The sequence below is a fragment of the Chroococcus sp. FPU101 genome, assembly GCF_017312365.1.
In the GTDB taxonomy this organism is placed as follows: Bacteria; Cyanobacteriota; Cyanobacteriia; order Cyanobacteriales; family Microcystaceae; genus Chroococcus.
The window spans coordinates 446,241-464,617 of record NZ_BLJI01000001.1 but is presented as its reverse complement, the minus strand read 5'-3'; the positions used below and the strand labels follow the sequence as shown (position 1 = coordinate 464,617).

Sequence of the window (18,377 nt, the reverse complement as noted above, 5' to 3'; positions counted from 1 at the left end):
AGGCACACAAAACTAACATTTTCGACTGATTATTTAGAATCTATTTCTAACGGCAATTGCACAAAAAATTGACTACCTTCACCCAAGACACTTTCTACCCAGATTTTTCCCTTGTGTTGTTCGACAATTTGACGACAGATGGCTAAACCTAGTCCTGTTCCTCCTTTAGTCCGTGAGTCAGACGCATCCACTTGTTGAAATCGTTCAAAGATTAGTTCTAGTTTATCTTTAGGGATGCCTCGTCCTTGATCTTTTATTTGGAATAAAATATGTTGTTCATTGGTAACTGCACTAAACCAAATTTTAGTATCAGGTTGGGAAAATTTAATTGCATTATTAAGTAAGTTCGTAAAGGTTTGTAACAAGTGATCGCTATCAGCATAAATGACTAGATCAAGGGGCTGGCTGATAAGTTGAATCTGTGATTGCTCTGCCATTGTTTGCATTGTTTCTATGGCTTGTTTCATCAATTCTGCTGCCATACATTGTGTTTTTTCTATACTAATTTTTCCCGATTTCATCCGTTCTAGATTCAAAATATTATTAATAAGTCTAATTAATCTTTCCGTATTGGTAATAGCAATATTTAAAAGTTTTTGTCCCGATGGCTCAAGTTTACCTAATTGTCCTGATTCTAAAAGGTCTAATGAACCCATTAAAGAGGTTAACGGTGTTCTTAATTCATGACTCACTAAAGAGATAAATTCATTTTCTAAGCGTTTCCGTTCTGTTATATCATTGGCGATCAGTAAAGCACAAACTTGTTCCGAAAGTTCAATTAATTCTAAAGAAAATAAAACAATTTTCAATTCACCTGTTTTAGTTCGTAGTTCAAATTCTTTATTGTAAATAATACCCGTTTGTGGTAACTCTTGAATCGTTATTGAGATCGCTTCTTTATCTTTCCCTGACCAAAGTTCATAAGTGGTATGTCCTAGTACTTCATCTAACGTAAAACCACTTAATTTTAAAAAACTCGGATTAACATCTAAAAATTGATGATTATTGAAACTGACAATAGCAATTGGATTCGGACTAGATCGAAAAATTTTAGCAAACTTTTCTTCAGCTTGTGTGCGTTGTTCAATTTCTAATTTTAATTGTAGATTTTGATGTTTTAATTGATTTTGTAGCCGACAAATCGTTAAATGAGTTTCAATCCTGGCTAAAACTTCTTCAACTTGAAACGGTTTAGTAATATAATCAACTCCACCCACTGAAAAAGCTTGTAACTTATCAAAAACATCTTCTAAAGCACTAATAAAAATAATGGGTATTTCTTGGGTCTCATTATCTGCTTTCAAACGCTGACAGACTTCATATCCGTTCATTTGCGGCATATTAATATCTAGTAAAATCAAGTCGGGTGGTTCAGCTTTAGCCCCCATAATAGCCATTGCACCATTAATCACACTCCGCACATCGTAACCTTGTTCAACTAACATGGTTGAAAGCAAGCGGAGATTATCGGGAGTGTCATCAACAATTAAAATATTACCTTTAGTTAAATTAGATTCATTCATGGTTAGACTGGGTTAACTCAACAATGAGATCAAAGCGAAATTGTCTAGTTAATTCGGTTAAAGCATTGGCTAAGTTTTGATGTTCAGTTGGAATTTGTTGTATGAGTTGATTCAATAATTTAGCATTGACTCTAGTAGCAGCCTGATTCATTTCACTAAGCCAAATTTTCGGCATGATAGATAAATCGGATGGTGTCATAGAATCAGCTTTCAGTTGACAGTGAGCAGATGAAGATACAACAGACAAAATTGATTCAGAATAGAGATAACGCACTCCTAAATATTGACTCATTTTGTCAAAAATATCTTGTTCTCTAAACGGTTTACCGACAAAATCGTCACAACCAACAGCAAGACAGTGATGTTGTTCTTCATCAAAAGTGCTGGCGGTGAGTGCAATAATAACCGTATGGGATTGTGTCTCTAATTGTCGAATGCGTCGCGTTGCATCATATCCATTTAAAATCGGCATTCGCATATCCATCCAAATTAAAGCAGGTTGCCAAGTTTGCCAAATACTAATTGCTTCTTCTCCATTACACGCAGTTTCAGTCAAAAAACCGACACTATCGAGGAGTTGAGCAATTAAATTACAATTTTCTTGTTGATCATCAACGATTAAAATGCGGTATTGTGGTTGATCAGGAGCCAGTTGTAAGACTCGTTTGGCTGATGGAATCATAATCATTGAAGCATCAGCGAGTTTAGCTTTAATATCAAAGCCAAAAACTGAACCTTTACCTAGGCTACTTCTAATTGAAATATTGCCACCCATTAGCTGTACAAACTGACGACTAATGGCTAAACCTAACCCTGTTCCCTCTTTCGCGTGAATGCCACTTTCGGTTTGGATAAAAGGTTGAAATAAATTTTGGATTTCTGATGTTGAGATACCAACTCCTGTATCTTCAATCTCAAATAAAAGCTTAATTTGTTTGTCGCTTTTTAGTTGATGCCAATTCACTCGCAAAATAATTTCACCTTTTTGAGTAAATTTTACGGCATTACTCAAAAGATTAATCAAAACCTGACGCAGTTTTCCTTCATCGGTAATAATATAATTCGGTAAATCTGTACTACTTTGAAACTGTAAATAAAGTTGTTTTGCTTCAGAGCGAATTTGAAACATTTCTTGTAAGGTTTGTAAAAGTCGATGTAAATCAAAAGCAACGGGGTGTACAACAGTTCGCCCTGCTTCGATTTTCGACATTTCTAATACATCATTGATTAAATTCAATAAATGTTCACCACTACGGTTAATGGTAGCGAGAAATTCTTGTTGTCGCGGCGTTAAACTGGCTTCTCGTTCCATGAGTTGAGCAAAACCTAAGATAGCATTCAGAGGCGTTCGTAATTCATGGCTCATATGCGCTAAAAAAGCACTTTTAGCTTTATTTGCGGCTTCTGCGGCTTCTTTAGCTTCTTGAAGGGCTTCGGTACGTTCGGAAATTTGGATCTCTAGAGTACGATTATAGTCAGAAAGAACCTTTTGAGCTTGTTTGCGTTCTGAAATATCTTGAAAGGCAACGATACCATAAATAATATTGCCTTCTTGATCATAGATGGGTGTGCCGCTTGCCTGGATAGGAATTCTAAGATCATTTAAGTGTAATTCCATATCATCTACGGTACTACTTTCGCCGTGAATAGCTTTCCAAATCGGCGTTTTTTCGAGAGGATAAATTTGCTCAGTACCCGCTAAATAAGCTTGATAGGTTTCTAGTAATGTAAAAATTGAAATATCTGGAGGCTCATCACTATTTGTAATGCGTTGTCCCATCTGATTAAGATAGTAAGGTTTTCCTTGTGCATCGGTAATAAAAATACCAATGGGAACCGCTTCTAAAAATTGTTTTAGCTGATTTTGGCTGTCGTGGAGTTCTGCTATGAGGTTCGCTTGTTGCGTGTTGATGGTTTCGAGTTGTTGTTCAAAACAGTAGCGATAAATCCCTTCTTTAACGGTGAGAATTAAATCGTCTGATTGCCAAGGTTTAGTCAGATAGCGATAGAGATTTGCTTTATTAATGGCATTTGCGATCGCAATTAATTCCGCTTGTCCCGTCAGCATAATCTTAACTGTTTTTGGGGACTGGTCATGGATGCGAATTAATAAATCATCACCTCTAAAACCAGGCATGATGTAATCGACAATCACCAAAGCGATCTCATAATTCTCGGCCACTAACTCTTCAATGACTTCTAAGGCTTCTTCACCGCTTTGGGCAAGTTCGATGAGGTAACTGTCTCCTAAAGCGGCTTCTAGCTCAATTTGGAGACTATCTAGAATACTTTTTTCGTCGTCTACACAGAGAATAACCAGTTTACTCATGATTGAGTTAATGCAGATTGAACCGTTGCCAAAAATTTGTGTTTTGACCAAGGTTTCGGTAAATATTCATATAGGTTAGCGTTTTGTTGGGTGGTTTGAATCACTGCTTCGGCGGCTTGCCCTGTGAGTAAAACGGTGGCAATATGAGGATACTGACGATGCACCTGTGTCAGAAACTCATCCCCTTTCATCCCTGGCATCAACCAATCTGAAATGATCATGCGAGTCTCTATATTATTCTCTTCGAGTTCTTGCAAAAGTTCTAGAGCTTCGTCCGCACTTTCGGCAAATTCATATAGATAAGTATCTCCGAAAGCCTTTTCTAGTTCGATTTCGAGGCTTTTTAACACGGAAATTTCATCATCAACGCACACGATGGCTAGATTGGTCATAGTCAATGACATCATTTATCCAGTTTTTATTCTATCTCCTCAATCTATTGGCAGAGCAACCGTAAAAGTAGTCTTTCCCACTTTAGAAGATACTTCAACCTCACCTTGATGTTTTTCGATAATTTGTCGGACAATATGTAACCCTAACCCGCTTCCTTCTCCTGATGGTTTGGTGGTGAAAAAAGGTTCAAAGATACGGGGGATGATTTCTTCGGGAATACCTTTACCACTATCGGTGATGCTGACGAATAAACGATGGTCTTGGTTTCGGACTTTGATGGTGAGGGTTCCTTGAAAGTCCATCGCTTGTAGGGCATTATAAATCAAATTTGTCCAAACTTGATTAAGTTCGTCGGGATAACACCAAATCTGGGGTAATTCTTCGGGATAGTGTTTGATGACTTCTACTCCTTGTTTCAGGAGATTTTGATACAAGGTTAAAACAGTTTCAATGCTTTGGATAATATCGGCTTGTATTTTTTGCCCACCTTGATCATAGCGGGCATAGGTTTTGAGAGCAAAGACGACTTTAGACGCTCGTTCGGTTGCAGTGGCAATATTATTAATACTGGTTTGAATATTAGCAAATTCGGCGGCCGTTTTTAGCAGTTGTTCCCCTTCAAATGTTTTGAGTAGGGATAGCCAAGGATTAATCTGTTGATAGATTCCTAAATTAATCAAAATTTTAGCGAGATTAGATGCGTTATTAATCTGATGTTGTTCGAGTTCAGTAATAAGGGTTTTTTTGAGTTGACGTTGTTCTCTAGTGGATAATGGGTTAGAGGGTTGGCTGACTTTTTCGATTAATGCGAGTAAGTCGGTACGATGTTCAACCGATAAGGTATCCCAAAAATCGAGAAATGGTTTTAGGTTTTGTCCAAAGAAATAGCGAATATTTCCAATAGAGGAGTTAATCACCCCCAGTGGTGTGTTAATCTCATGGGCAATACCTGCAATGAGTTGACCTAATGCGGCAAGTTTTTCTGATTGAATCAGTTCTTGTTGTGTGGTTTTAAGAGTTTCTAGAGTTTGTGTGAGTTCTTGAGTTCGTTCAATAACTTTCTGTTCTAATTGATTATACAATTGTGCGTTCTCAATTGCGATCGCAGCTTGTCCTGAAAGCAGTTGAATGAGTTTGAGTCGTTCGGGGGTAAATGCACCAAAAATCAGGTTATTTTCTAGATAGATAATCCCTTTAAATTGTCCTTGAGTGATTAAGGGTGTGCATAAAACAGATTTGATTTGATGGGTTTGAATATAAGTATCTGAAATAAAGTTACCTTCTTGAAACGCATTATCTAAAATTAAACTATTTCGCATCCGCATGACATAATTAATGACAGAAATCGGCAAATGATTTTCTAAAGTAAGTGATTGTAAGACGGTATATTGATTAAGTTCCGCGTTGCCTTCTGCTTCTATCGATAACTGTCCTTGATTTTCTAGAACTAAGTAACCTTTTTGCGCTCCGACATTGGTGATCAGAATTTGCATTAGATTCATTAATAGTTTATCTAATACGAGTTCTTCTGCTATTGCTTGATGCGCTTTCATAACGGTTGCAAGATCGAGTAATTGATGCGTTTCCTGACTCGTCAGCGTTACAGATATCTGTTTTTCTTTATTCAGTGTGAGTAATTGAGGATAGTTTTGTTCTAGATGTTTAACTTTAGCCAATGCTCCCCATTTAGCATAACAGTAATGGGCTTCCTGCATATAGTTTCTCGCTAAACGTTCTTTGTGTTGAGAGATATAAAATTTAGCCGCTAATTCATAAGCTAGTGCTTCTTCTGATAAGATATTATGTTTTTGGGCTAAGTCTATCGATTTTTCATAACAATCGATTACTGTTGTATTTGATTTAAGTTACGATATTTCTCAGCTTCAATGAGATAAAATTTATTAGCAAAGTTCATCGGAGCAAATTGTCTCCAGAGTTTAAATTGTTGCTGAATTTTAACAATACTTTGCTTTTGTTTGGGGTTTAATTTAGAGTAAAGCTTGAGTTTACATAAAGCGTCATAAAAATAATAAGTTGGTATAGTAATTGTACCTTGTCCACCATCAATATACTGTTCAGCAATTTGAGAATGTTCTAAAGCAATTTGATAATTTTCAAAATAATAATTCAAGAGTAGTTTATGAGTGTAGATTTGTAAAAGTTTATTGCGATCGCCAATTTCTAGTTCTAGTGGTAATAGTTCATCTTCATTATACGATTCACCGACAATCAAACAAGGGTCATCAGCTTTCCCCATAAAATTTAAAGCGACTTGTCTGGTTAAATTTACAAAATTAACATTGCGTTCTTGCTTAAGATTTTGCAAAGATTGGCTAAACGAATTCATCTCTTGTTCAGCTAAATTTAATTGTTCAATATTAAATAACGCATGATTAGAAAAAACTGATGCTGAATAACCTGCATATTCTAAATCACCAATTTGCATCGCTACTTGATAATTTTCTTTTAAGGATGAGAAGGTCTGCTGAATAGGTTCTTTCCAAAATGTAATCCCCATATTAATTGATAAAACAATTTTGGACTCTAAAAATTTTATTTGTCGTTTAGATAATAATTTTAAAGCTAGATTTCCAAACTGATAGCCTGTATTAATATCTTTAAGCGCACCACAGCAAATCAAGCCAAAAATTGAATAGAGATAAGCAGATTCATTAGAATTACCATATTTTAAAGATAATTGAATACCTTGCACAATAGCAATAAAAAGTAAACTTGGATTAGCCATATAAATTGATGGCGCAATCACAATAATGATTCTAATAATTGCTTGTGCTTTTAAATTCGTCATGGTGGGTAAGTTAACTAAATCGTCAATCTTTTTACCTATCAAACTGAGACGTATTTTTAAAAGAGTTGTTGAAAGAGCAAATTGATTGGGATGTTGCGGAAATTTAATCCCTAATAGCCTTAAAACTGATAAACCAATTTCTATTGCTTCAAGATATTTATGATGATAGATATAAGAAGCTAACTCAATTTCATAAGCTTTAACTTTATCTAATAAATCATGAGCATTTTTAATAATAATTAAAACTAATCTTTCTGTTTCTTCAAAATTGACACATAAATAAGCAGCTTCGGCTGTTTCTAAATAGAGTTCAAGCGTTAAATTATAATGTTTTTGCCAACGTTCAGCAGGTAATAATTCTAAACCTTGTTTTAAATATCTAAAAGAAGCATCATAAGCGGCCGATTTTTTGGCTTTTCGTCCAGCCATTAAATTTAATTGTGCTATTTCTTCAAGTTGTTCGTGAGCAGTAATTAAAGGAAGACTAAAATTAAGATGATTAACAATATCAAAGATTTTTTCTTCTCGTTCATCCACCGAACTATATTTAAGTATTAACTCACCAACTTGTAAATGATTTTCTTGTTTTTGACGTGGCGAAAGCAAAGAGTAAGCAGCTTGTTGTACGCGATCGTGAATAAATTTATATGTAACTTTTAACGGCTCATGAAAGTCTAAAGTTAAATATTTATAGTCATTTCCTAGAGGAATAATTAAACCTTCTTGAATCGCTTCCAAAAGATTATTAACAATTTCTTTTTTGGATTTTTGAGCAACAATAATTAATGTATTCAAGTCAAAGGTATTACCAATACAAGAAGCAATTTTGATAACATTTGCCGTAGACTCTGATAACTTTTTAATTTTGTCGGCAATTAATTCGACTACACTATTAGTAATTGGAACATTCTGAATTTCAGCAATATTCCATTCCCATTGACCTAACTGTAAATGATAATAAATCAATTCTTTTGTATATAAATATTTTAAAAACTCATTGATAAAAAATGGATTACCTTGAGTTCTTTGAAAAACGACTTGAGCTAAGATCTGAGTTTCCAAAAATTCGCTCTTAAAAGTATCTATCAAAAGAGCATTAATATCATTTTCTGTTAAGGGTTGAAGAATCAGAGAATGAATGTTGATTCCTTCTTGTTCTAACTCAGCTTGTAATAGTTTTAAAAGATGACCTTTTTTTACTTCATTATCTCGATAAGCACCAATTAAAAATAAATATTGAATCTTAGTAGAAGTCATTAAAGTTTTTAAAAATTTTAATGACGCTCGATCTGCCCATTGTAAATCATCTAAAAAGATCACAAGAGGATGTTCTTCTTTAGCGAAAACGGTTACAAAATTCTGTAAAACTAAATTAAATCTATTTTGTGCTTCTGTTGGTGGTAAAGCTGCTATACTCAGTTGTTTGCCAATAATTAATTCAACTTCTGGAATCACATCAACAATAATTTGTCCATTAATTCCCAATACTTCTAATATCTTCTTTTTCCATTGTGTAATTTGTTCTTCTGTCTCAGTTAATATTTGGCGAATTAATTCGGAAAAAGCTTGAATTAGTGAAGCATAAGGGATATTGCGGTGAAGTTGATCAAATTTTCCAGAAATAAAATAACCTTTTTGACGAGTAATCGGTTTATAAATTTCTTGAACTAAAGCTGATTTTCCAATCCCCGAATAACCAGCCACTAATATGATTTCTTTTTGACCTTGACTGACTCGTTCAAAAGTATCAAGTAATGTTTGTATTTCTTTTTCCCTACCATAAAGTTTTTGTGGAATTTGAAACGCTTCTGAAATATCTTTTTGTCCTAATGAAAAATCAATTAGTAATGATTGAGATGTAAAAAGTCGATAACATTTTTCCAAATCTGATTTAATTCCCCAAGCACTCTGATAACGATTTTCTGCATTTTTATCAATCATTTTGAGGATAATTTGCGAAATGATCTCAGGAATATCCGAGTTAATTTCATGAGGTGGAATCGGATATTTAGCTAAATGACAATGAACTAACTCCAGTGGGTCATTACTTTGAAAAGGAAGTTGTCCAGTTAGTAATTCATAAAAAGTAATACCAAGAGAATAAAAATCAGTACGATAATCCAAAGAACGGTTCATTCGTCCTGTTTGTTCGGGAGACATATAAGCTAATGTCCCTTCTAAAAGATTAGGATTTTGTAAAATCGGATATTCTCGATTGAGTTGGGTAGCAATCCCAAAATCAATATATTTAAGCTGTTTAGTCTCAGTATTTAAAACAATATTAGCAGGATTAATATCTTTATGAATAATCTTGGCTGCATGAATATATCCTAAAATTTCACTTAGTTTAATTGCTATTTCTAGCCATTGCTCCAAAGGTAAAGCTTTCAAATGAAAAAGTTGTGCTAAAGAAGATGCGCCAAAATCTTCAAAAAGAATAACTTGTGTTCTTTGATAAGATTGCAATTGATAAGCCTTAATGACACCATTAATGTTTAAATGATGCGTAAAATAATATTCTTGTTGATAGCGGTGTAGTTGTGCGGGAGTCGGATAATCTAGTCTTAAAACTTTGAGAATAACGCTTTGTTGGTTTTCTTGCCAAATTCCTCGATAAATAATCGAATTAGAACTCTCATGAATTTGAGTTACTATTTTGACATTTCCGATTTCCATAGTGTTGTAAGCTTCAAGTGATCCTATTATACTAAACAGATTGAGTCTTCTATTCGGGTTATAGAAGATATTGAAATAAGCTGTTGATCTATTACAGGTTGTCAAAGAATCTTAACTAATCTCAAACCTTAAAAAAGACTTAAACTCAAAAAAAAACCGATGATGGAATGATATTGTATACATATAGAAAAAATCCTTGCTTGTTCTACTAATGATGTATTGTTACATCAAAAATGTAATCTATACACTTGACAAATGAATTAATTTTAGACTTATTGATGAGCAGAGTTCTAAAATTGTTGAAAAGATAGAATCTTATTCAACGTTTAGATTAAAGTCGCCCATTCACCGCTTGCCCTTCGCAAGTTAACTTTAACCGAGGAATAATTGTGATGACTAACCCGAAAAAACTTTTAACAGCATTCTTGGCTTTAATTAGTGTTTTTGTATTAACATTTAATACAACGGCTTGGGCAGCAACTGCTACTGCACCGACTATTGCACCCGAAGACGCTTTGAAACTCAGAACTCAAATTACTGATTTACAAACGCGCCTTGATGCTTTTGATGACTTATTTGATGATGACACTTCGGCAGATATTGAACAGCAATTGCCCGCATTTTTTAAAGATATTCGTTCTAGTTTGAGTGATTTTAGCTCTAAAGTCGTTATTCCCACCACTCAAGCTAAATATGATAGCATCACCACCAAGTTAGATAGCTATTCTACTAAATATGATGATGCTAAAGCCGCTTACTCTACTGCTAAATCAGACTATGATGCAGCCACTAAAACCTATCAAGATGCGGTCAAATCTACTTATGATAAAGTGGTAGACAGCCTTGATAAACTGGCGAAACTGCTTCCCACTCCTCCTACAGCAGAGTAAGACAAATTTTCATGCAATAGTGAAAGGGTTCAGATCCCCCTAGCCCCCCTTAATAAGGGGGGAAACCTCAAAAGCTAGGCTTTTATGTTGGGTTGACTCAGAGCATACTGTAAACCCACGACACCACCAATAACAGCGAGCGCAGGTGCCTCAAATCCAGTCTCTTCAACCTGTCTGATAATAGTAGCTAAGGTTCCCACTAACTCCTCTTGTTGAGGCGTGGTACCCCAACGAATTAAAGCAATAGGGGTTTCTAAACTGCGTCCCGCTAAAACCAGTTGCTCAACAATATAAGTTAAATTATGAATTCCCATATAAATAACGATCGTTTCTGACCCTTTTGCGATCGCATTCCAGTCCACTTGCGGACGATATTTCCCTGCTGATTCGTGTCCTGTGACAAACGTCACCGAAGAGCTATAATTGCGATGGGTTAGAGGAATACCCGCATAAGCAGGAACCGCAACCCCCGAAGTAATACCAGGTATCACCTCCACTTCAATACCTGCTTCAATAACGCCTTCTACCTCCTCTCCACCGCGTCCAAAAACAAAGGGATCTCCCCCCTTCAAACGAACGACCACAGCATTATCTTGCGCCTTTTCGATCAATAACTGAGTAATTTCCTCTTGCGTCATTGAATGACGACCGCGACGCTTTCCACCATGAATTTTTTCTGCTTGTGGGTTAATCATCTCCAAAATTGGCGGACTAACCAACGCATCATAAACAACTACGTCAGCGTGTTCAAGTAAGACTTTTCCCTTGAGGGTGAGGAGTCCTGGGTCTCCTGGCCCTGCGCCAACCAAATATACCTTACCGAGGCAATGCGATTGATTCATAAATACTGGGCTACACAATCCTTCTACACTCATTGAATTGAATTTCGATGAGTAGGTCTATAACTATTACTCTATTAAGATTTGTAATAAATTTAGTATCTTATAATACAGGATTTTGATCCCCATGCAATTTTTTCATAAAAACTTGTCTTAGCTAGATTTCAAATCAGGATTAATCTGTATTGGGTTAATTACCGAACCTTTAGGGTGTAACATCCATCATGACCGAACTCCAGACAGAGGTCGAAATCCACCTACAATGGTCAATATAGATATAAGCTGCATGAATTTAACAATCATAACTGGCAATGAGTATAAAAAATCCCCCCTCTCGCTCCCGCATCATCGGTAATGTCTTACTGACTGTTGGGAGTTTATTTCTACTGCTCAATCTTTTTGCACCACAACTATTTGGTACTCCCATTCCCAGAATGCCTTATAGTCTATTCATCGACCAAGTAGAAGACGGTAATGTGTCTCGCGTTTCTGTGGGTCAAAATGAAATTCGCTATCAGGTGAAAACCCCCGAAGGCGAACTAGGACAAGTTTTTAGTACTACGCCAATTTTCGATTTAGAATTGCCCAAACGCTTAGAAGCTAAAGGAATTGAATTTGCCGCCGCGCCTCCTCCGAAAAATGGCTGGGTATCTAATATTCTTAGTTGGGTAATTCCGCCATTAATTTTTGTTGGTATTTGGCAGTTTTTCTTAGGTCGTTCAGGTGGTGCGGGTGGCCCTGCGGGTGCCTTATCCATCACGAAAAGTAAGGCTAAAGTTTATGTAGAAGGCGATTCAACTAAAATCACGTTTGATGATGTGGCAGGCGTTGAAGAAGCCAAAACAGAACTTGAAGAAATCGTTGAATTTCTCAAATCTCCCCAAAAATATACTCAAATTGGTGCCAAAATTCCGAAAGGGGTTCTCTTAATTGGCCCTCCTGGAACAGGTAAAACTCTTCTCGCCAAAGCTGTAGCAGGTGAAGCGGGTGTGGCCTTTTTTAGTATTTCGGGTTCAGAATTTGTTGAATTATTCGTCGGTGCAGGTGCTGCGAGAGTTCGAGATTTATTTGAACAAGCGAAAAAGAAAGCCCCTTGTATCGTTTTTATTGATGAATTAGATGCCATTGGTAAATCACGCGCCTCTGGTAACTTTATGGGTGGTAATGATGAACGGGAACAAACCCTGAACCAGTTACTCACCGAAATGGATGGTTTTAGTGCGGGTGATGCAACCGTTATTGTTCTCGCTGCAACCAACCGTCCCGAAACCCTAGACCCTGCTTTGTTACGTCCAGGTCGTTTTGATAGACAAGTATTAGTAGACCGTCCCGATTTAAGTGGACGCTTGAAAATCCTCGAAATCTACGCTAATAAAGTAAAATTGGCTCCAGGAGTTGACCTAAGAGAGATTGCAACTCGTACCTCTGGTTTTGCGGGTGCAGATTTAGCCAACTTAGTCAATGAAGCGGCTTTACTGGCAGCGAGAAACCAACGGACAACGGTTGCTCAAGCAGATTTTAATGAAGCCATTGAACGGGTAGTTGCTGGACTAGAGAAGAAAAGCCGTGTTCTTTCTGATAAAGAAAAGAAAATTGTTGCTTATCATGAAGTCGGTCACGCTTTAGTCGGTGCTGCAATGCCTGGCGGTGGTAAAGTGGCTAAGATTTCGATTGTTCCTCGTGGGATGGCTGCACTCGGTTATACGCTGCAAATGCCAACCGAAGACCGTTTCTTGATGGATGATATCGAATTACGCGACCAAATTGCGACTCTGTTGGGTGGACGCGCTGCTGAGGAAGTTGTTTTTGGAACGATTACCACTGGTGCGGCTAATGACCTACAACGGGCGACCGACCTAGCTGAACGCATGGTGACAACTTACGGTATGAGTAAGGTCTTAGGCCCCTTAGCCTATGAAAAGGGACAACAAAATAATTTCTTAGGGGATGGCATGAACCCGCGTCGTATGGTCAGTGATGATACAGCCAAAGCCATTGATGCAGAAGTTAAAGATATTGTTGAAGGGGGTCATCAACAAGCGTTATCAATTCTGACGAAAAACCGAGATTTACTTGAAGAATTAGCCCAAAAAATCTTAAATCAAGAAGTGATTGAGGGTGAGGAATTACAAAGTTATCTTGGTCGGGTTCAATTTGATAAACCTCATGCGCTTGCTGTGTAATTAACTTATCTATATTAATGTGGAGACGTGCTAAAAAGTACGTCTTTTTTTATTCATGATTATAAACTTATCTTAAGTAAATCTTCTGTTTAATGACTTATTTAATCAATCTAATGATAATAAAAATATTTTCTAGCCATAGCAAAATCCGTCAATGAATAAACAGTTATTAACAACAGGTTTCCTCGTTCTCTCTACTTTAGCTCCATTTGATGCCCAAGCCGCTAACTTTACAGGAATTTATGCGTTTGGCGATAGTCTGACCGATACGGGTAATGTTTTTAACCTTTCTGGTCAGCCAACTGATCCCTATTTTAATGGTCGTGCTTCTAATGGGCAACTTTGGATAGAATATCTAGCAGATAAATTGAATTTACCTATTCAACCGAGTACCCCCAGTGGTACTAATTTTGCCTTTATTGGTGCTACAACGGGTTTTGATAATACAGTAAATCCAGCATTACCTGGACTACAACAAGAGGTTTTAGGCTATCTAAACAATAATCCAACGGCTGACCCAGATGCCCTGTATGTCGTTTGGGCTGGGGCTAATGATTATCTGCCTACTGAAAGTACAACGTTTACACCCTACACGGAACCCACTACCACAGTTAATAATCTAGCCTCTGTGGTTACGGCTTTAGCCACTGTAGGGGCCAAAAATATTTTAGTGGCTAATCTTCCAGATTTAGGTGAACTACCTCGAACCAATACCACTTCTGATGCAAACAGATTAAATGATTTAACTCAAGCGCATAACACTTTACTGTCTCAAACGCTCTCTAGTTTACTGCTACCTGCTGATGTTGAGATTACAACCCTTGATGTTAATACTTTGTTTGATAATGTCGTCAATAATCCAGCTAGGTTTAATTTTACCAATGTTACCGATCGCTGTTTAACCTTCATTGACCCCACTAACTTCGATATTTGCAGTAATCCCAATGAGTATTTATTCTGGGATCAAATTCACCCAACCACCGCAGGACATCGGTTAATTGGGAATTTGGCTGCTCAAACATTAGGTGTTCCAGAACCCAGTTTTGTTCCAGGTGTCGCAATTATTGGTATTTGGGGCGTTTCTCAAATTGTCCGCTTTTCAAAACAAAAGTCATCTAAATAGTAGTTTGGTCGGGGTAGGGTAGCAAAACCCACCCTCTCATACATCTTAGGGAAGAATTTTGACGATCGTCTATAAAGATACAAATTTTTTTAAATTCTTATGGTTAAAATAAGGTTAAGAAAGCATTAATCAAACTTTAAAGCTATGTAAACGGGGGATGAATCCATGCTGCTGCTTGTCATTACCAAACCCATTACCTCTTTGCTTGACACAGGCATCGTACCAGAGGTCATCGAAAATATACCTACAATCGTTGAAGAAGTGGCTAAAGCAATACCAACTCAAAAATTGGTTGCACATTGGGTTAAAGACGAAACAGGTAAACTGATGTGTCGCTGGCTAAAACAATAAAACGGTGCGCTTTTTATGCTTCAAAATATAGATAACATCAAGAAGACGTGCTACTATCGGCGCGTCTTTATCGTTCCAGGGGTGTAGCGGATAAACTTAACTATTGACTGACTGCTGTGAGGGATGAAAGTAGTATGATCAATATTAGAAAGACAGCGAAAAGTCGCATAGTATGGAGGAAAATAGATGTTACGGGCTATTTTATCAAGTGTCATTATCTTAACACCTTGGCTGATCATGAATCCAGCCACAGCCGAAAATCAAGCCCAATTTAACCAACTCCTGAAAACGGGTGAATGTGCAGGATGCGATTTACGTGGTGCCGATCTAAGAGGCGCACATTTAATCGGTGCAGATTTAAGAAAAGCGAATCTCGAAGGGGCTAACCTAACTGGTGCTAACCTTGAAGGTGCAGATTTAACGGGGGCTAATTTGACGAATGCCAACTTAAGCCAAGTTTTACTCACTAATGCAAGTTTAAACGACACTACCCTACATCAGGTTAATTTAACACAGGCTATGCTCTACGATACCGATGTTACTGGGGCTTCTTTAGAGCAACTCAACCTGACAAATGCACAAATCTATAACACTGATATTAGTGTTGGTGGAGAAAAACCCAAGAAATAGAATATCGTGCTGTGATGTAAAAAGTATCTTACAACCAATGTTTAGGATAAGTTCTATCTTCAGCCAAGTTATTAAACACTACAGCACACGACAGCATAATCAATGAACCTTCTAAGGTTGGCCGAATCAGAAAACTCCAATTAGGCTGGGTCATCATTACAACTAAGGCAATTGCACCTGCTGGGGGATGTAGTGTACCTGTAAGCTGCATCATTCCAATTGCAGTAGAAACCGCTAGACCCATTGCCCAAGGAGAAGCACCCAGATAATGCAAAATGGTTAGGCTAACAAGGGCCGATAAAAGATTACCGCCAATTAAATTACGGGGTTGCGCTAAGGGACTTTCTGGCACACCAAAAATTAAGACACTGGTTGCACCAAAAGGAGCCATTAATAAAGGTGAATTCGTTTTGACAGAAAGATAGGACGTAGCAGCTATGGCTATGAAACTCCCGAACCAAGTCCAAAAAACATAGCGACGATGGGGCCTACTGACAGGACAAGTTAGAGAACAAGACCTCCATCGACCAAAAAGCTTAAACCAGTAACTTTCCCATTTCAAACGAACTTTTTTGTGATTCAGCATTGATTAATCAGCCTATATCTAATTTTATGATTAATTGAAGTGTGTTTTAACTTTTTCAATAGAGATTAACTTGTTTAGATAAAGATGTTTTGACTACAATTTTGTAAAAAAAGATACAAAAAATTCTTCTAAATGTCATTATATCCTAACAATTTAGAAGAAAACACGCAAAAATGTATCTAATTATACAGATTTTTCTAATACTATTTATCAGTTTTATTTAATCTTTCATTAGATAGATGTCATTTCATTTAATTTTGGCATTGTCGCAGACGGACACAGATGCGCTAGGTCACACCCTGCACAGTTGGGGTTTCTCGCTTTGCAAACTGCCCGACCATGAAAAATGATGCTAATTGAATAAGTTTCCCAGTCGCTTTGGGGTAACAAACGCATTAAATCTCGTTCTATTTTAACGGGGTCGGTTTCTTCGGTTAATCCTAAACGTCCACTGAGACGCTTGACATGAGTATCTACCGTCACTCCTTGAATATTACCATAGGCATGGGCTGAAACCACATTAGCCGTTTTTCGGGCAACACCAGGTAATGTTAATAATTGTTCCATCTGTTGCGGAACTTCCCCCGCAAATTCAGTGATAATTTTCTGACAAGCCCCTTGGATATTTTTGGCTTTGTTGCGATAAAATCCAGTGGAACGGATGAGGTTTTGCAGTTCTTCCCTATCTGCATTGGCCAAAGATTCAGCATTAGGAAAACGAGCAAATAAAGCTGGAGTTACTTTATTCACCCGTTCATCAGTACACTGGGCAGAAAGTATCGTTGCAACGAGTAACTGTACTGGAGTTTCGTAGGTCAAGCTACAGGTAGCATCAGGATAGAGGCGTTTTAAAATCAATAAAATTTCTAACGCCCGTTGTTTTGTACTTGCTCCTAATCTCGTTAGACTCATCTATTGAAAAAGTCCTTGAAAAACCGCTAAGTTGACGGTATCTCGAACAATAAGAAAAACCCCTAAACCTAAGAGCAAAACTAGCCCAGTTTGCATAATGCTTTCTTGAATTTTCATCGGTAGCGGTTTTCCAATAATTCCTTCAATTAAAAGAAAGACTAATTGACCTCCATCTAAAGCAGGTAAAGGGAGAATGTTCAAAATCGCTAAATTGATGCTAATCAGTGCCGCAAACTGTATTAAATTAGAAATATCATTACGTGCGATCGCAGCACCATATTCTACAATCTTAACAGGGCCTGCGACTTGTTGAGCGTTTTCTTGGAAGTTGCTCACCAATTGCCAAAACCCTTTAACTGTTAAGACTGCGATGCGTTGAAATTCGTCGGCACCGAGTACAAAAGCTTTAAAAATATTATCAGCTTTGCGTCTGATTTGCTCCCCATTCGGTGATAAAACGACACCAATTTTACCTTTACCGTCAGAGCTACGTTCTGGGGTCACTGTGAAATTTAAAGTCTCTGCACCACGCTTAATTTCTAAATCTAGAGGTTTTTCGGGTGATTTTTGAATCGTTTCTCTAAGGGAGATTAAAGCGTTTTGTGATGCGTCAAGAGTTTGATTATTGACTGATAAAACAATATCGCCCTCTTTTATTCCTGCTTTAGCTGCTACTGATAATTCTTGTCCCATGACTTGAGGAACTAAGACACCAGGTTGATATTGAATATCTGGATAACCGACTGTTGCCGCTTGTCCAGTCAAGAGAAAATAAGCAAAAATTAGATTAGCAATGACACCCGCACTAATGACAATTGTTCTGTCTAAAATTGGACGATTGCGAAGTAAATCAGGGTCATCTGCTGGAATTGGGCTATTGTCATCATCATCAGGAAAGCCAACATAGCCTCCTAAAGGAAAGGCACGAACGGCGTATTCAGTTTCTTTTCCTTGATATTTGGCTAAAACGGGGCCAAAACCAATCGAAAAACGATTAACATGAATGCCTTGAAGACGGGCGGCTAAAAAGTGTCCAAGTTCGTGTACAACAATAAGAAGGGCTAAGACTGCGATCGCTGCCAAAACAGACATAATCAATTTATAATAATTGGTAAAGTAGCTTACTTCTGACC

14 protein-coding genes are annotated in these 18,377 nt (G+C 37.2%); 5 read left to right on the top strand and 9 right to left on the bottom strand.

The window, feature by feature from the left end:
- Nucleotides 1-29 precede the first annotated feature (29 nt).
- From CFPU101_RS01935 to CFPU101_RS01915, 5 genes are all read right to left on the bottom strand, one after another.
- Entirely contained in the window at nt 30-1,523 is a 1,494-nt protein-coding gene (locus tag CFPU101_RS01935; protein ID WP_206813634.1) for an ATP-binding protein, read from the bottom strand.
- Nucleotides 1,516-3,852 carry a response regulator gene (locus tag CFPU101_RS01930; protein WP_206813633.1) on the bottom strand — a complete coding sequence of 779 codons (2,337 nt, stop codon included), beginning with the start codon at nt 3,850-3,852 and terminating at the stop codon, nt 1,516-1,518. Before CFPU101_RS01930 ends, CFPU101_RS01935 begins: the two co-directional genes overlap by 8 nt.
- Nucleotides 3,849-4,244, bottom strand: a complete 396-nt coding sequence (locus tag CFPU101_RS01925; RefSeq protein WP_206813632.1) for a response regulator — start codon at nt 4,242-4,244, stop codon at nt 3,849-3,851. Before CFPU101_RS01925 ends, CFPU101_RS01930 begins: the two co-directional genes overlap by 4 nt.
- A 39-nt stretch (nt 4,245-4,283) precedes the next feature.
- Nucleotides 4,284-5,960: an ATP-binding protein gene (locus tag CFPU101_RS01920; RefSeq protein WP_206813631.1), complete on the bottom strand. Its 1,677-nt coding sequence runs from the start codon at nt 5,958-5,960 to the stop codon at nt 4,284-4,286.
- A 128-nt stretch (nt 5,961-6,088) separates the two neighbouring features.
- Nucleotides 6,089-9,730 (bottom strand): AAA family ATPase, encoded by a 3,642-nt coding sequence (locus CFPU101_RS01915; RefSeq protein WP_206813630.1) that lies wholly within the window; start codon nt 9,728-9,730, stop codon nt 6,089-6,091.
- A 392-nt stretch (nt 9,731-10,122) separates the two neighbouring features.
- Here CFPU101_RS01915 and CFPU101_RS01910 point away from each other — a divergent pair, with 392 nt between their 5' ends.
- A complete protein-coding gene (locus CFPU101_RS01910) occupies nt 10,123-10,620 on the top strand; it encodes a hypothetical protein (RefSeq protein ID WP_206813629.1) in 498 nt (165 codons plus the stop codon).
- A 74-nt stretch (nt 10,621-10,694) separates the two neighbouring features.
- Here CFPU101_RS01910 and cobA read toward each other — a convergent pair whose 3' ends face one another.
- Nucleotides 10,695-11,462, bottom strand: a complete 768-nt coding sequence (cobA, locus tag CFPU101_RS01905) for a uroporphyrinogen-III C-methyltransferase (protein WP_206813628.1) — start codon at nt 11,460-11,462, stop codon at nt 10,695-10,697.
- A gap of 308 nt (nt 11,463-11,770) precedes the next feature.
- Here cobA and ftsH4 point away from each other — a divergent pair, with 308 nt between their 5' ends.
- The 4 genes from ftsH4 (at nt 11,771) to CFPU101_RS01885 (ending at nt 15,746) form a co-directional block, all read left to right on the top strand.
- Nucleotides 11,771-13,642, top strand: a complete 1,872-nt coding sequence (gene ftsH4, locus CFPU101_RS01900; protein ID WP_206813627.1) for an ATP-dependent zinc metalloprotease FtsH4 — start codon at nt 11,771-11,773, stop codon at nt 13,640-13,642.
- Nucleotides 13,643-13,796: 154 nt separating this feature from the next.
- Nucleotides 13,797-14,765, top strand: a complete 969-nt coding sequence (locus tag CFPU101_RS01895) for an SGNH/GDSL hydrolase family protein (protein ID WP_206813626.1) — start codon at nt 13,797-13,799, stop codon at nt 14,763-14,765.
- 165 nt (nt 14,766-14,930) lie between these two features.
- Nucleotides 14,931-15,116, top strand: a complete 186-nt coding sequence (locus CFPU101_RS01890) for a hypothetical protein (RefSeq protein WP_206813625.1) — start codon at nt 14,931-14,933, stop codon at nt 15,114-15,116.
- Nucleotides 15,117-15,302: 186 nt separating this feature from the next.
- The gene (locus CFPU101_RS01885) at nt 15,303-15,746 is read left to right on the top strand and encodes a pentapeptide repeat-containing protein (protein ID WP_206813624.1); all 444 of its coding nucleotides are present in this window, start codon (nt 15,303-15,305) and stop codon (nt 15,744-15,746) included.
- A gap of 28 nt (nt 15,747-15,774) precedes the next feature.
- On the opposite strand, the gene CFPU101_RS01880 is transcribed toward CFPU101_RS01885, so the two are convergent.
- The 3 genes from CFPU101_RS01880 to rseP all read right to left on the bottom strand — a co-directional run bounded on the left by CFPU101_RS01880 (nt 15,775) and on the right by rseP (nt 18,336).
- Nucleotides 15,775-16,332, bottom strand: a complete 558-nt coding sequence (locus tag CFPU101_RS01880) for an HPP family protein (RefSeq protein ID WP_206813623.1) — start codon at nt 16,330-16,332, stop codon at nt 15,775-15,777.
- 231 nt (nt 16,333-16,563) lie between these two features.
- The gene (nth, locus tag CFPU101_RS01875; protein WP_206813622.1) at nt 16,564-17,244 is read right to left on the bottom strand and encodes an endonuclease III; all 681 of its coding nucleotides are present in this window, start codon (nt 17,242-17,244) and stop codon (nt 16,564-16,566) included.
- On the bottom strand, nt 17,245-18,336 hold the full coding sequence (gene rseP, locus CFPU101_RS01870; protein WP_206813621.1) for an RIP metalloprotease RseP: 1,092 nt from the start codon (nt 18,334-18,336) through the stop codon (nt 17,245-17,247).
- Between the last annotated feature and the right edge of the window lie 41 nt (nt 18,337-18,377).

What these genes read in the sequence shown, in the direction of transcription:
- CFPU101_RS01935 (WP_206813634.1), bottom strand. Translation starts at nt 1,523, where the DNA reads ATGAATGAATCTAATTTAACTAAAGGTAATATTTTAATTGTTGATGAC.
- CFPU101_RS01930 (WP_206813633.1), bottom strand. Translation starts at nt 3,852, where the DNA reads ATGAGTAAACTGGTTATTCTCTGTGTAGACGACGAAAAAAGTATTCTA.
- CFPU101_RS01925 (WP_206813632.1), bottom strand. Translation starts at nt 4,244, where the DNA reads ATGACCAATCTAGCCATCGTGTGCGTTGATGATGAAATTTCCGTGTTA.
- CFPU101_RS01920 (WP_206813631.1), bottom strand. Translation starts at nt 5,960, where the DNA reads ATGCAGGAAGCCCATTACTGTTATGCTAAATGGGGAGCATTGGCTAAA.
- CFPU101_RS01915 (WP_206813630.1), bottom strand. Translation starts at nt 9,730, where the DNA reads ATGGAAATCGGAAATGTCAAAATAGTAACTCAAATTCATGAGAGTTCT.
- CFPU101_RS01910 (WP_206813629.1), top strand. Translation starts at nt 10,123, where the DNA reads ATGACTAACCCGAAAAAACTTTTAACAGCATTCTTGGCTTTAATTAGT.
- cobA (WP_206813628.1), bottom strand. Translation starts at nt 11,462, where the DNA reads ATGAATCAATCGCATTGCCTCGGTAAGGTATATTTGGTTGGCGCAGGG.
- ftsH4 (WP_206813627.1), top strand. Translation starts at nt 11,771, where the DNA reads ATGAGTATAAAAAATCCCCCCTCTCGCTCCCGCATCATCGGTAATGTC.
- CFPU101_RS01895 (WP_206813626.1), top strand. Translation starts at nt 13,797, where the DNA reads ATGAATAAACAGTTATTAACAACAGGTTTCCTCGTTCTCTCTACTTTA.
- CFPU101_RS01890 (WP_206813625.1), top strand. Translation starts at nt 14,931, where the DNA reads ATGCTGCTGCTTGTCATTACCAAACCCATTACCTCTTTGCTTGACACA.
- CFPU101_RS01885 (WP_206813624.1), top strand. Translation starts at nt 15,303, where the DNA reads ATGTTACGGGCTATTTTATCAAGTGTCATTATCTTAACACCTTGGCTG.
- CFPU101_RS01880 (WP_206813623.1), bottom strand. Translation starts at nt 16,332, where the DNA reads ATGCTGAATCACAAAAAAGTTCGTTTGAAATGGGAAAGTTACTGGTTT.
- nth (WP_206813622.1), bottom strand. Translation starts at nt 17,244, where the DNA reads ATGAGTCTAACGAGATTAGGAGCAAGTACAAAACAACGGGCGTTAGAA.
- rseP (WP_206813621.1), bottom strand. Translation starts at nt 18,336, where the DNA reads ATGTCTGTTTTGGCAGCGATCGCAGTCTTAGCCCTTCTTATTGTTGTA.